Here is a 12,740-nt window from a genome sequence, read left to right as displayed (position 1 = left end):
CCAGTCTCACCCGCCGGGACCGGGGGCTGGACAATGCGCGCAGCACCCCACGCCACCGCTCGGAGGAACCACCGGATGAGCCAGCGCCACACCGACACCTGCACCGCCCTGGGTGTCGCCCTGCTCGCCGACGTCCCGGTGATCCTGTGGGGGCCGCCCGGGCAGGGGAAGTCCTCGGTGGTGCAGGAGCTGGCCCGGGGCCTGGACGCCCACCTGGAGACCGTCATCGCCTCCATCCGCGAGCCCAGCGACTTCGCCGGGCTGCCCGTCGTGGACCCCGTGACCCGCACCGCCTCCCTGGCCGCCCCGTCCTGGGCGGTGCGCCTGCGCGACGCGGTGGTGGAGGAGGGCCGCCTCGGCATCCAGTTCTACGACGAGGTCTCCACCGCGCCGCCGGCCACCCAGGCGGCGCTGCTGCGGCCCATCCTCGAGGGGGTGGTGGGGGACCTGCGCCTGCCCGAGGGCGTGCGGACCGTCGCCGCCGCCAACCCGCCCGACGTCGCCGCCGACGGGTGGGACCTCGCCCCGCCGGTCGCCAACCGCTTCGTCCACCTCAGCTGGGAGCTGGACGCGGACACCGTGCGGGAGGGGTTCAGCACGGGGTGGCCGGCCGTGGCGGTCCCCGCGGTGGACGACAGCGAGGTCGCGGCCCTGCTGACCCGGACCCTCGCCCTGGTCGGGGTCTTCCTGGGCTCCCGGCCCGAGCTCGTCACCCAGCTGCCCCGCTCCTCCGAGGAGGCCGGGCGCGCCTTCCCCACGCCCCGCTCGTGGGAGATGGCCGCCCGCCTGCACGCCTTCGCCCGGGCCGCGGGGGCCAACAGCACGGTCGTGACGATGCTCGTGGCCGGCACCGTCGGCATCAGCGCGGGCGGGATGTTCCTCAACTACCTGCGCGAGCTGGACCTGCCCGACCCCGAGACCCTGCTCGCCGACCCCGACTCCTACGTCGTGGACCGCCGCCGCACCGACCGGACCTACGCCGTCGCGGCGTCGGTGTGGGCGGCCACGGCCGCGCGGAACACCCCGGAGCGGTGGGTCAACTGCGGCACCGTCCTGGCCGCCATCGCCGACGCCGGCAGCGCCGACATCGCGTTCTCCCACGGGCGGCGGTGGGCGGCGGCGCGCCCGAGCGGGGCGATGCCCACCGAGCGGATCGTGCGGGGGCTGGCCCCCATCCTGCGGGAGCTGGACCTCCTCCAGGGCCAGGGCCAGGGCCAGGGCCGGGGCTGAGCCGTGCCGCGCCCCGTCCCCCGCCCCGCCCCGCCCGGCCGCGCCCCGCGCCCGACCCCGCCGGGCCGCGCCGGCGACGCCCCGCCCGACGAGGACCTCCTGCGCCGGGCCGGGCTGCGGCTGGCCGCCGGCCGCGCCCGGGCCACCGAGCTCATGCCGTACCTGGCGGACGCGCTCTACGCGGTGAAGGCCGTCCCCAGCACGCGGGTGCCCACCCTCGCCATCGACACCCGCTGGCGGATGACCTACCACCCCGGGTTCATCGCCACCCTCACCGTCGAACAGGTCGCCGGGGCCTGGCTGCACGAGGTCGGCCACCCCCTGCGCCGGCACGCCGAACGGTTCCGCGACCTCGCCGAACCCGCCGCGCGCGCCGGGCTGTGGAACCGCGCCGCCGACTGCGCCGTCAACGCCGACCTGCGCGCCGCCGGGGTGCAGCCGCCGCCGGTGGGGGCCTGGTTCCCCGAGCAGGTCCCCGGCGCGGAGGAGGGCTCGACCGCCGAGCAGCTCTACCGGCTGCTGCTGCAGGGCCCCGCCGGGCAGCGCCCCGCCGGACCCGGCCCCGGCCTGCTCCTGCTGCCCGACACCCTCCGCCACGACGACGCCCTGCCCGCCGACGTCCTCTGCTTCACCCGCGAGCCGCTCCTGGACGCCTCCACGACGGTCACCCTCCACCACCACCCCCGCCCCGCCCGGGACAGCGGCCGGGACGGGGACGGCGGGGACCACGGGGACGACGGCGAGCCGGTCACCGGCGAGGACGGGACCCCCGCCCTCGGCGCCCTGCGCGTGCGCGGCCCCCGCCAGGGGTCGTTCACCCTCGGGACCCGCCTCCCGCCGGGGCGCTACGACGTCGTCGTCGCCCGCGGCGAGGAGCGGGCCCGGACGGGGTTCACGATCACCACGCCCACCCTGCGGCTGCGCCCGGACCACCTCGTCCGCGGCCACGGCAGCCCCGCGCGGGTCGTCCTCGTCGGCGACGGCACCCGCTTCGACGCCACCTCCCGCGTGGAGGTCCTCGACGCCGCCGGGCGCCCCCTCGACGTCGTCGCCGGCGTCGAGCACGTCAGCGCCACCCACCTCGCCGTCGACCTCGCCGAGGTCCCCGAGGGCACCCACCGGGTCCGCGCCACCACCGGCCCGGAGGTCGTCCAGGCCGTCCTGCCCGTGGGCCGGCCCTTCCTGACCCTGCACCCGGCCACCCTCCCCGCCGGTCACCGGACCCCGCTGACCCTCGCCGTCACCACCGACGACCTCGTCGTGGACGCCACCAGCACCCTCGCCGTCCTCGACCCCGCCCGGGAGCCCGCCGAGGTGGTCGCGGCGACCGGGCCGCTGGAGGTGCGCAGCCCCTCGGTGGCGCACGTCCCGCTCCTGCGGCCCCTGGACGTGGGGCGCTACGCCGTCGTCCTCACCACCGGGGACGAGCAGGCGCTCGCCACCCTGACCGTCGGCGGACGCGGCGCGCCCGCCCCGGCCTCCCCGGGCCTCGGGGCGGACGCGGCGGGCGAGGACACCGACCCGGCGGACGTCCCCCCCGCGGCGGCGGGGGAGGACGCGCCGGGGCCCGGCGACGGGGACAAGGACCACGGCGACGACGGTGACGACGGCGACGACTGCGGTTCCGGCGCGGGCGGGCCCCGGCGGGCCTGGGAGCAGGACGAGTCCGGCACCGACGCCGAGGGTCGCGACGACGGCAGCGTCGACGCGGGCCGGGCGGAGCTGATCCGGCAGCAGACCGCCCGCGCGGTGCTGGAGCACGCCCGCAGCTGCGGCAGCGTCCCCGCCGGGTGGCAGCGCTGGGCCACCCTCGTCCTGGAACCGGAGGTGGACTGGCGCCGGGAGCTCGACAGCGTCACCCGCCGCGTCAGCGCCAACGTCGCCGGGGTCAGGGACTACTCCTACGCCCGCCCCTCGCGGCGGGCCGCGTCCTTCCCCGGCGTCGTCATGCCCGCGATGCGCCAGCCGCGGCCCCCGCGCGTCGCGGCGGTCGTGGACACCTCCGGCTCCATCAGCGACGCGATGCTGAGCCGGGTGCACGCCGAGACCGCGGTCGTGGTGCGCCGCTGCCGCGGGGAGGGCGTCACGGTCATCGCCTGCGACGCGGCGGCCTCGGCGCCGCGCACGGTGCGCTCGATGAGCGAGGTGCGGATGGTCGGCGGTGGCGGCACCGACATGCGGGAGGGGCTGCGGGCCGCGGCCCGGGCCCGTCCCCGGTTCGACCTCGTCATCACGATGACCGACGGGGACACCCCGTGGCCGGCGGCGCCACCACCGGAGAACCCCGACGCCCGCTACGTCGTGCTGCTCCTGGACGGGGAGCGGGAGGGCGTCCCGGCCTGGATGCACACCATCGTCGTGCCCGCCGGGGCCGGGCGGGACCCGCGCCGGGGCTGAGCCGCCCGCTCACCGGCCGGGGCGGCCCGCCCCGGCCCCGGTGAGGGCGAGGACGGTGTCCACCACGGCCCAGGCGTCCTCGCGCCCGTGCAGCGCCCGTGCCTCCTGCGCCCCGAACCCCGCCTCCTGCACCGCGGCCGTCCACGCGTCGTCCCAGCCCTCGCGCAGGGCGACGACGACGACCTCCACGTCGACCACGGCCAGCGCGAGGGGCAGGCTCACCTCCCGCGCCGCCCGCGTGACCGCCTCCGGGGCCAGGTCGGGGTGGCGGGCCCGCAGCCAGGCCCGCACGGCGGGGGAGCGGTGCGCCCGCACCCACGCCCGCAGCCACACCTCGGCGCGGAAGGCCTCGTCGTCGTCGAGCTCCGCCTCCGACAGGGCCGCGACCCCCGTCGCGGCCCGCACCCGGGCGTACTCGGGCAGCTCCGCGGGGTCCACCGCCGGGGCGGGCCGGGACGCGCCGCGGACGGTCCCCGGCCGGCCGGGGACCCGGCGGGCGGGCCACGGGCCGGGCGCGCCCCCCGCCCGCGCCGGAGAGGGCGGCAGGTCGTCGGCGCCGGGGGGCCGCACCGCGCGGGCGAGCACGGTCACCAGTGCCGCCGGGGTCGGTCGCGGCCAGGGCAGCTCGCCCCAGCGCGCGGGCAGGGGCTCCCCGCGGCGGGGCAGCGCCCCGGGCGGGAGGGACCCGGGCGGGAGGGCCCCGCCGCGGTCGGGCTCGTCGGAGCGGTCCACGCCGGGCACCCTCGCACCCGGCTCCGACGTAGCCTCCACGGGTGCCCGCCCGCAGGCGTCACCGCCGCCCCCGCCCCGGGCCGCCCCGGGAGCCGTTCGTCCTCGAGGGCCTCGACCTGCTCGCCCCGCCCCCCGCCCGCCCCGACCCGCACTGGGGGGTCCCCCCCGTCCTCTGGGCCGCCTGGCGGGCCGCGGCGGGCGGCCCCCTCGCCGGGCCGGCCCGCCGCACCGGCCTGACCGCCGCCCACCACCGCCACGTCGACACCGGCGACCAGCCGCCCTTCGACTGGCCCGCCGCCCACGCCGACCTGCACCGCCACCTCCTCCTGCCCGCGGTGGCCGCCACCACCGGCCACCACGTCGAGGTCGCCGCCCTGGGCACCCGCGTCGTGGCGACCCACCTCGACGGCCGGGCCCTGCGCGTCGGCGACCCCACCGGCGTCCTGCGCGCCCGGCAGGTCCTCACCGGCCACCGCCGCGTCCTCGACCCCGCCGAGGTCCTGGCCTACGCCCTCGTCCGCGACGACCTCGCCGCCCGCCTGGGGCCCGCGCTCACCGCCCCGGACCCCGCCCGCCCGGACCCCGGCCTCGACCTCGCCCTCGTGCTCGCCGCCGCCCGCGCCGGCCTCAGCGGGGCGGAGATCGCCGACGCCCACCGCGCCGGCACCCTGGACCCCGAGCGGATCGCGCTGCTCACCGCCCTGCTGCGGCCGTCCTGAGCGGCGGCCCGCGCCCGCGCCGGGAGCCGGGCGGCTACCGTGCGCCCGTGCCAGCGCGACTCGTCGTCCCCACCGAGGACCTGTTCGCCTGGACGCTGGACGGGCGGGACTCCCTGCTGGCCACCCCCGAGGACGACCCCCGCACCGCCCTGTCCCCCCAGCGCTACGGCGTCGCCCACCTGCTGGCCCGGCAGCGGCACGTCATGGCCTTCGGCCCCGCCGTCCTGGGCCACCTGCTCGGCGCCCTGGCCGAGGACGGTGACGACGACTCCGCGGGGAGCCGGTCCGTGGACCTGCCCGCCGACCTGCCCGCCGACCCCGCGCAGCTGCACGCGCGGGTGCGGCGGGCGTGGGACGCCAGCGCCGGGCGCCGCGCCGCCCTGGCCGGGCGGGCCGTCCCCGACGACGACTGCGACCGGCGCGCCGTGCACACCCTCCTCGACGTGGTCCCCGCCCCCGTCCTGCTGGACCTGCTGCGCTGGGCCGGGCAGGACTGGCGGGGACGGCGCAGCGGCTGGCCCGAGCACCTCAGCTGGCCCGCGGGCGCGCCCGCCGACACCACCGGGCGCTTCCCGGACCGGCCCTGCCTGGTCGCCGTCGTCCCCGCCGGCGCCCCCCTCGGCGCCGCCCGGCGCCGGACCGTCGAGGCCTGCCAGCGCGCCGGGCTGGAGGTCCTGCTGCTGCGGGTGCACCCCCTGGGGCGGCTGCCCGACCCCGGCGAGGAGGCGCTGGGGGTGTGGACCACCGCACCGCCCGAGTGCCCCGCGTGCCGTCCCGCCGTCGACGTCGACCCCCCGACCCACCTGCTGCCCGGGGAGCTGCCCCTCCCGCCGTTCAGCAGCCCCGGGGTCCCCGAGGAGCGCCACGACCACCACCTGCGGGCCCACCTGGCCGCCACCACCCCCACCCGCACCGTCAGCGACGACGTCGCGGCGCTGTCCGGCACCGCGCTGCAGCTGGAGGCCTTCGCCCTCCTCACCCACCCCGACGCCTGGCACGGCGCCCGCGACGGGGGCCGCGCCCACCTGCGGGCCGCGGTGCGCCGCTACCGCGACCTGGCCGGGGACCCCCACCTGGCCCACGGCGAGGAGGACCGCGCCGAGGCCTTCCGCGACGCCCTCACCACCTGGCGCCACCGGCCCGGGGCCCCGCCCGCCCCCGCCGAGCCCGACGCCCTGCGCGAGGCCGCCCGCGCCGCGGCCTGGTTCCTGGCCCTGCAGGGCCTCGACGTCGTCGCGGTGCGCGAGGCCGCCACCGCCGTGCACCGCATCCTGCGCACCGCCCCCCCAGCGGCTCCCGGCGACCCCGATCCCGCCCTGCGGCTGTTCCGGCTGCTCTCCCTGGGCTTCACCGGCCCGGAGCTGCTCCGGATGGAGGCCACCGGCACCTACCCCGACGAGCAGGCGATCGAGTTCCTCATTGTCCTGCGCCGCTGAGGACGCCCCGTCCCGGACCCGGCCGGGCCAGCACCTACCGTCACCACCATGAGCATGGACAGCGTCGCCCGGTCCTCCCTGTGGCGGGCGATGAGCGCACCGGACCAGACGCCCTTCCGGCCCGGCACCTTCCGCCGCGTCCTGGGCATGGCCCGCGAACGCCGCCGCCTGCTCGCCCTCTTCGTCGCCGGCAGCGTCGTCCTCGCCGTCCTCGCGGTGGCCACCCCCGTCCTGGCCGGGCACGCCATCGACGCCGTCGGCGCGCGCGACCGCCGGCGGGTGGTGTCCATCGCCCTGCTCATCGCCCTCGTCGCCCTCGCCGAGGCCGGCCTCGGCCTGGTCGTGCGGTGGCTGTCCTCCCGCCTGGGCGAGGACCTCATCCTCGACCTGCGCACCCGCGTCTACGACCACGTCCAGCGCATGCCCGTGGCCTTCTTCACCCGCACCCACACCGGGGCGCTGGTCAGCCGGCTCAACAACGACGTCATCGGCGCCCAGCGCGCCTTCAGCGACACCCTCTCCGGCATCGTCAGCAACGTCGTCGCCGTCGCCCTCACCACCGTCGTCATGGCCGGCATCTCCTGGCGCATCACCCTCATCGCCCTGGTCATGCTGCCGGTGTTCGTCCTGCCCGCCCGCCGCATGGGCCGCCACCTCGCCCAGCTCTCCCGCCGCGCCGCCGCCCTCAACGCGGCCATGATCAACCAGACCACCGAACGCTTCTCCGCCCCCGGCGCCACCCTCGTCAAGCTCTTCGGGCGCCCGGAGGACGAGTCGCGCGCCTTCGCCGACGCCGCGCGCGCCGTGCGCGACATCGGCGTCAAGACCGCGGTGCGCCAGTCGGTCTTCGTCACCGCCCTGACCACCGTCTCCGCCCTGGCGCTCGCCGTCGTCTACGGCGTCGGCGGCGTCGCCGCCATCGCCGGGACCCTCGACGCCGGCAGCATCGTCGCCCTGGCCCTGCTGCTGACCCGGCTCTACGCCCCGCTGACCGCCCTGGCCAGCGCCCGCGTCGACGTGATGAGCGCGCTGGTCAGCTTCGACCGCGTCTTCGAGGTCCTCGACCTGGTGCCCCTGGTGCGCGAGCGCCCCGGGGCGCGCCCGAGCCCGCCGGGCCCGGTCGCGGTGGAGTTCGACGCCGTGCGCTTCGCCTACCCGGCGGCCTCGGAGGTGTCGCTGGCCTCGCTGGAGGAGGTCGCGACCCTCGACACCCGCGGCGGGGTCGAGGTGATCCACGACGTCTCCTTCCGGGTGGAGCCCGGGCAGGTGGTGGCCATCGTGGGGTCCTCGGGGGCGGGGAAGTCGACCCTGGCCCAGCTGCTGGCCCGCCTCTACGACGTCGACTCCGGCGCGGTGCGGGTCGGGGGCACCGACGTGCGCGACCTCACCGCCGCCTCCCTGCGCCAGACCGTCGGCGTCGTCACCCAGGACGGGCACCTGTTCCACGAGTCGCTGCGCTCCAACCTGCGCCTGGCCCGCCCGGGGGCGAGCGACGCGGAGGTCTTCGACGCCCTGCGCCGCGCCCGCCTCGACGAGCTGGTCGCGAGCCTGCCCGACGGCCTGGACACCGTGGTGGGGGAGCGCGGGTACCGCTTCTCCGGCGGGGAGCGCCAGCGCCTGACCATCGCCCGGCTGCTGCTGGCCCAGCCCCGCGTCGTCGTCCTGGACGAGGCCACCGCCTCCCTCGACACCACCTCCGAGGTGGCCGTCCAGGCCGCCCTCGACGAGGCCCTGGAGGGGCGCACGGCCATCGTCATCGCCCACCGGCTCTCGACGGTGCGCAACGCCGACGCGATCCTCGTCCTCGAGGCGGGCCGGGTCGTCGAGCGCGGCACCCACGAGGAGCTGCTCGCCCGCGGCGGCCGCTACGCCGAGCTGCACCGGCACAGCGCGTTCTCCCCGGAGACCTGACCCCGCCCGCCCCCCGTGCGGACCGGTGCCGAGCTACGCGCCGGTCCGCGGGGCGGCCTGCGCGGCGGCCGCGGCGGCGCGGCTGGCGTGGCTCGGCGGGTCGCTGGGCACCCCGGCCGCGCGGCGGGACTCGAACTCCCTGCGCAGCACCGGGACGACCTCCCCGCCGAGCAGGTCCAGCTGCTCCAGCACCGTCTTCAGCGGCAGTCCCGCGTGGTCGATGAGGAACATCTGCCGCTGGTAGTCGCCGAAGAACTCCTGGAAGGTCAGGGTCTTCTCCACGACCTGCTCCGGGGTCCCCACGGTCAGCGGGGTCTGGCGGGTGAACTCCTCCAGGGAGGGGCCGTGCCCGTAGACGGGGGCCTCGTCGAAGTAGGGGCGGAACTCGCGCACCGCGTCCTGGGAGTTCCTCCGCATGAACACCTGCCCGCCGAGGCCGACGATCGCCTGCTCGGGGGTGCCGTGCCCGTAGTGGGCGTAGCGCTCCCGGTAGAGGGTGATGAGCCGGATGTAGTGCTCCTTGGGCCAGAAGATGTTGTTGGCGAAGTACCCGTCCCCGAAGTACCCGGCGATCTCGGCGATCTGCGGGGTCCGGATCGAGCCGTGCCAGACGAACGGCGGCACCCCGTCCAGGGGGCGGGGGGTGGAGGTGAAGCCCTGCAGCGGGGTGCGGAACTGCCCCTGCCAGTCGACGACCTCCTCGTCCCACAGCCGGCGCAGCAGCTGGTAGTTCTCCACCGTCAGCTCGACCCCGCGGCGGGGGTCCTGGCCGAACCAGGGGTAGAGCCGGCCGTCGTTGCCGCGGCCGAGGACGAGGTCGACGCGCCCGTCGCTGAGGTGCTGCAGCATCGCGTAGTCCTCCGCCATCCGCACCGGGTCGTTGGTGGTGATGTGCGCGATGGACGTCGAGACGGTCAGCCGGCTGGTGCGGGCGGCGATCCACCCCAGCAGGGTCGTCATGGCGGACGGCACGAACGGGGGGTTGTGGTGCTCACCGACCGCGAAGACGTCCAGGCCGACCTGCTCGGCGTGCTCGGCGATGGTCACCAGCGCCTTGATGCGCTCGTGCTCGCTCGGCTCGCGACCGGTGGTGGGGTCGGGGGTGATGTCGCCGACGCTGAAGATCCCGAACTGCACGTCCCGCTCCTCCTGGAAGTCCGTGCGGCTGCACGAAACTGGTTGAAACGTACAGCACCCGGGCGCCTCGGGCCCGCTCAGGCCCCCGGGCGCCGGGCCAGGCGGGAGTGCCGGTAGCCGTAGGCCAGGTAGACCAGCAGCCCCAGCGCCATCCAGATCCCCAGCCGCACCCAGCTGACCGCGGGCAGGAAGCCCATGAGGACGACCGCGGCCAGCGCCGAGGCGATCGGCAGCACCGGCACCCACGGCACCCGGAACGCCCGCGGCAGGTCCGGGCGGGTCCGGCGCAGCACCACGACGCCGACGGAGACGAGGACGAAGGCGAAGAGGGTGCCGATGTTGACCATCTCGGCCAGGTCCGAGATCGGGGTCACCGCGGCCACCACCGCCACCACGACCCCGGTGATCGCCGTGATCCGCACCGGGACCTGCGTGCGCTCGGAGACCTTCGAGAACCACGCCGGGATGAGCCGGTCGCGGGCCATCGCGAACAGCACCCGGCTCTGGCCCAGCATGAGGATCATCATCACCGTCAGCAGCCCCGCGACCGTGCCGACGCTGATGAGCGTGGCCACGACGTCGGCCCCCACCGCGCGGAACGCGTTGGCCAGCGGCGCCTCGACGCTGATCTCGTCGTAGCGCACCATCCCGGTCACCACGAGGGAGACCAGCACGTAGAGGGCCGTGCAGACCGCCAGCGACCCGAAGATGCCCCGCGGGACGTCGCGCTGGGGGTTCTTCGTCTCCTCCGCCGCCGTCGCGACGATGTCGAAGCCGATGAAGGCGAAGAAGACCAGCGCCGCCGCGGTGAGGATCCCGCCCACGCCGAAGGTGCCCAGCGGCAGGCCCAGGTCCTGCCACAGCGAGGGGTCCGCCGGGGTGCTCGACGCGCCCGCGGAGCCCGTCGGCGGCACGAACGGCGACCAGTTCGACACCTTCACGAAGAACAGCCCCGCGACGATCACCACCCCCACGACCGCCAGCTTGATCCCCACCACGACGGCGTTGAAGCGCGCGGACGTCTTCGTCCCCACGCACAGCACCGCGGTGAGCACCAGCACGACGGCCGCCGCGATCAGGTTGGGCTGGGTCGGGCTCGGGGTGGCGGAGTACAGCCAGGCGGGCACGGCGAGCCCGAGGGTCTGCCCGAGCAGGTCCGCGGCGTAGCTGGACCACCCCACCGCGACCGTCGAGGCCCCCAGGGCCAGTTCGAGGATGAGGTCCCAGCCGATGATCCAGGCCACGACCTCACCGAGGCTGGCGTAGGAGAACGTGTACGCCGAGCCGGCCACCGGCACGGTCGAGGCGAACTCGGCGTAGCACAGCGCCGCCAGCGCGCACACGATCCCCGAGACCACGAACGACAGCGCCACCGCCGGCCCGGCGCGGGTCCCCGCCGCCTCGCCAGTCAGGACGAAGATGCCCGTCCCGATGATGACCCCGACCCCGAAGACCGTGAGGTCCCACGCGCTCAGCGACTTCCGCAGCCGCTGACCCGGTTCGTCCGTGCTCGCGATCGCGTCCTCGACGCTCTTCGTCCTGAAGATGCCCACGGTCGAGGCTAGGACGCTCAGACCGTCCTGGCGACCCGGATGATCTTCCTCCGCAACCACACCTTGCGGCCCCCGCCCATGAACAGCCGCACCCGGGCCAGCTCCCACCGCCCGTACTCCGCGTGCTCGGTCAGCAGCCGCCGCACGTCGGAACGGGACGTCTCGCGGGAGAGGGTCAGGACGCGGTACTCGTACTGGTCCGTCGTCGCCGAGCCGGGCGTCCACCCGGCGTTGCGCTCAGAGTCCGTAGCCATCGCCTCCCATGATGCACCCGCCGCCGCGCCGGGCGGTGGATCTCCGATACGGTCGCCCCATGACGCCCGACCCGCGCGCGGCCCTCGCTCGACTCGTGGCCACGCTCGAGGACCACCTCGCAGCCTCGGCCAACCGACGCGGGGAGACCGACCCCGCCGTCGCCGACGCCTACCAGCGCGTCGCCGACGCCTTCGAGTCCTACGAGGAAGCGCTCTACGACGCCTACGACGAGGTCACCCCGTTCGTCCTCTACGACGACGACGAGGACGGTGACGACGATGACGACGACACCGACGACGACGACGACACGGACGACGACACCGACGAGGACGACGACGAGGACGACGAGGACACCGACGACGAGGACGCCCCCACCCCGTTGTGAGGGTTCGGTGCCCTGCCCGTGACGCGCGCGGGGAGGGCGCCGGGGGAGCCGCTAGCGTTCCGGGCGTGCTGACCGCCGACCTCCCCACCGCCCGCAGGACCCCGCCCGCCACCCGCGCGAGGGGGGCCCGCGCGTGAGCATGGGCATCGTCGAAGGCGCCTTCCTGGGGCTCGTGCAGGGCCTCACCGAGTTCCTGCCGATCTCCTCCAGCGGCCACCTCGCCGTGGTGGGCACCCTCCTGGGCAGCGACCCGGGGGCGGCCTTCACCGCCATCTGCCAGCTCGGCACCGAAGCGGCCGTCATCGGCTACTTCCGCAAGGACATCGCCCGCATCATCGGCCACTGGGCCCGGTCCCTGGTGGGCCGGCTGCCGCGCAACGACCCCGACGCCCGGATGGGCTGGCTGGTCACCCTGGGCACCATCCCCATCGGGGTGCTCGGGCTGCTCTTCCAGGACTCCATCGAGACCGTCCTGCGCGGGTTCGTCGTCATCGGCACCACCCTGTGGCTCTTCGCCCTCGTGCTGGGCGCCGCCGACCGCTTCGGGCGCAAGGAACGCACCCTGGACCAGCTCAGCTGGAAGCACGGCCTCCTCTTCGGCCTCGCCCAGGCCCTCGCGCTGATCCCGGGCGTCTCCCGCTCGGGGGGCACCATCACCATGGGCCTGCTGCTGGGCTACACCCGCGAAGCCGCCGCGCGGTACTCGTTCCTGCTGGCCATCCCCGCCGTGGTGCTCTCGGGCTTCTACCAGCTCTACGACGAGCTCAGCCGGGGCACGACGATCGCCTGGGTCCCCACCGCGGTGGCCACCGTCGTGGCCTTCGTCGTCGGCTACGCCGTCATCGCCTGGCTGATGAGGTTCATCTCCACCCACAGCTACACGCCGTTCGTCGTCTACCGCATCGCCGCCGCGGTCGTCGTCTACGCCCTCGTCCTCGCCGGTGCCCTCCCGGCCTTCCAGGGCACCGGAGGGAGCTGAGGGGTA

11 protein-coding genes are annotated in these 12,740 nt (G+C 76.4%); 7 read left to right on the top strand and 4 right to left on the bottom strand.

Going from position 1 to position 12,740, the window contains the following annotated elements:
• The first annotated feature begins 75 nt into the window (after window positions 1-75).
• The gene (locus KRAD_RS02025) at window positions 76-1,230 is read left to right on the top strand and encodes an ATP-binding protein (RefSeq protein WP_049821040.1); all 1,155 of its coding nucleotides are present in this window, start codon (window positions 76-78) and stop codon (window positions 1,228-1,230) included.
• Window positions 1,231-1,233: 3 nt separating this feature from the next.
• Window positions 1,234-3,627, top strand: a complete 2,394-nt coding sequence (locus tag KRAD_RS02020) for a DUF2201 family putative metallopeptidase (RefSeq protein WP_011981566.1) — start codon at window positions 1,234-1,236, stop codon at window positions 3,625-3,627.
• A gap of 9 nt (window positions 3,628-3,636) precedes the next feature.
• Here the strand turns inward: KRAD_RS02020 and KRAD_RS02015 are convergent, their stop codons facing one another.
• Window positions 3,637-4,359, bottom strand: a complete 723-nt coding sequence (locus KRAD_RS02015) for a hypothetical protein (protein WP_041291843.1) — start codon at window positions 4,357-4,359, stop codon at window positions 3,637-3,639.
• A 41-nt stretch (window positions 4,360-4,400) separates the two neighbouring features.
• Between KRAD_RS02015 and KRAD_RS02010 the strand changes: the two genes are divergently transcribed.
• The 3 genes from KRAD_RS02010 to KRAD_RS02000 are packed head-to-tail and all read left to right on the top strand — an operon-like array spanning window position 4,401 to window position 8,425.
• Window positions 4,401-5,078, top strand: coding sequence for a hypothetical protein (locus KRAD_RS02010; RefSeq protein ID WP_011981564.1), 678 nt, complete (start codon window positions 4,401-4,403; stop codon window positions 5,076-5,078).
• Between the two features lie 47 nt (window positions 5,079-5,125).
• Complete coding sequence (locus KRAD_RS02005; RefSeq protein ID WP_011981563.1) at window positions 5,126-6,514, top strand: hypothetical protein; 1,389 nt, start codon at window positions 5,126-5,128, stop codon at window positions 6,512-6,514.
• 48 nt (window positions 6,515-6,562) lie between these two features.
• Window positions 6,563-8,425 carry an ABC transporter ATP-binding protein gene (locus KRAD_RS02000; RefSeq protein WP_011981562.1) on the top strand — a complete coding sequence of 621 codons (1,863 nt, stop codon included), beginning with the start codon at window positions 6,563-6,565 and terminating at the stop codon, window positions 8,423-8,425.
• A gap of 33 nt (window positions 8,426-8,458) precedes the next feature.
• On the opposite strand, the gene KRAD_RS01995 is transcribed toward KRAD_RS02000, so the two are convergent.
• From KRAD_RS01995 to KRAD_RS01985, 3 genes are all read right to left on the bottom strand, one after another.
• Window positions 8,459-9,562, bottom strand: a complete 1,104-nt coding sequence (locus KRAD_RS01995) for an LLM class flavin-dependent oxidoreductase (RefSeq protein WP_011981561.1) — start codon at window positions 9,560-9,562, stop codon at window positions 8,459-8,461.
• A 77-nt stretch (window positions 9,563-9,639) separates the two neighbouring features.
• The gene (locus KRAD_RS01990; protein WP_011981560.1) at window positions 9,640-11,115 is read right to left on the bottom strand and encodes an amino acid permease; all 1,476 of its coding nucleotides are present in this window, start codon (window positions 11,113-11,115) and stop codon (window positions 9,640-9,642) included.
• 17 nt (window positions 11,116-11,132) lie between these two features.
• A complete protein-coding gene (locus KRAD_RS01985; protein ID WP_011981559.1) occupies window positions 11,133-11,369 on the bottom strand; it encodes a DUF5703 family protein in 237 nt (78 codons plus the stop codon).
• Window positions 11,370-11,428: 59 nt separating this feature from the next.
• Between KRAD_RS01985 and KRAD_RS26380 the strand changes: the two genes are divergently transcribed.
• Together KRAD_RS26380 and KRAD_RS01975 are read left to right on the top strand one after the other, a co-directional pair.
• Window positions 11,429-11,755, top strand: coding sequence for a hypothetical protein (locus tag KRAD_RS26380; RefSeq protein WP_011981558.1), 327 nt, complete (start codon window positions 11,429-11,431; stop codon window positions 11,753-11,755).
• Between the two features lie 139 nt (window positions 11,756-11,894).
• The gene (locus KRAD_RS01975) at window positions 11,895-12,734 is read left to right on the top strand and encodes an undecaprenyl-diphosphate phosphatase (protein ID WP_041292533.1); all 840 of its coding nucleotides are present in this window, start codon (window positions 11,895-11,897) and stop codon (window positions 12,732-12,734) included.
• The last annotated feature ends 6 nt before the right edge of the window (window positions 12,735-12,740 follow it).

It is taken from the genome of Kineococcus radiotolerans SRS30216 = ATCC BAA-149 (assembly GCF_000017305.1).
In the GTDB taxonomy this organism is placed as follows: Bacteria; Actinomycetota; Actinomycetes; order Actinomycetales; family Kineococcaceae; genus Kineococcus; species Kineococcus radiotolerans.
Note: the sequence above shows the minus strand (reverse complement) of the source record. Positions and strands in the feature narration are given on the sequence as shown.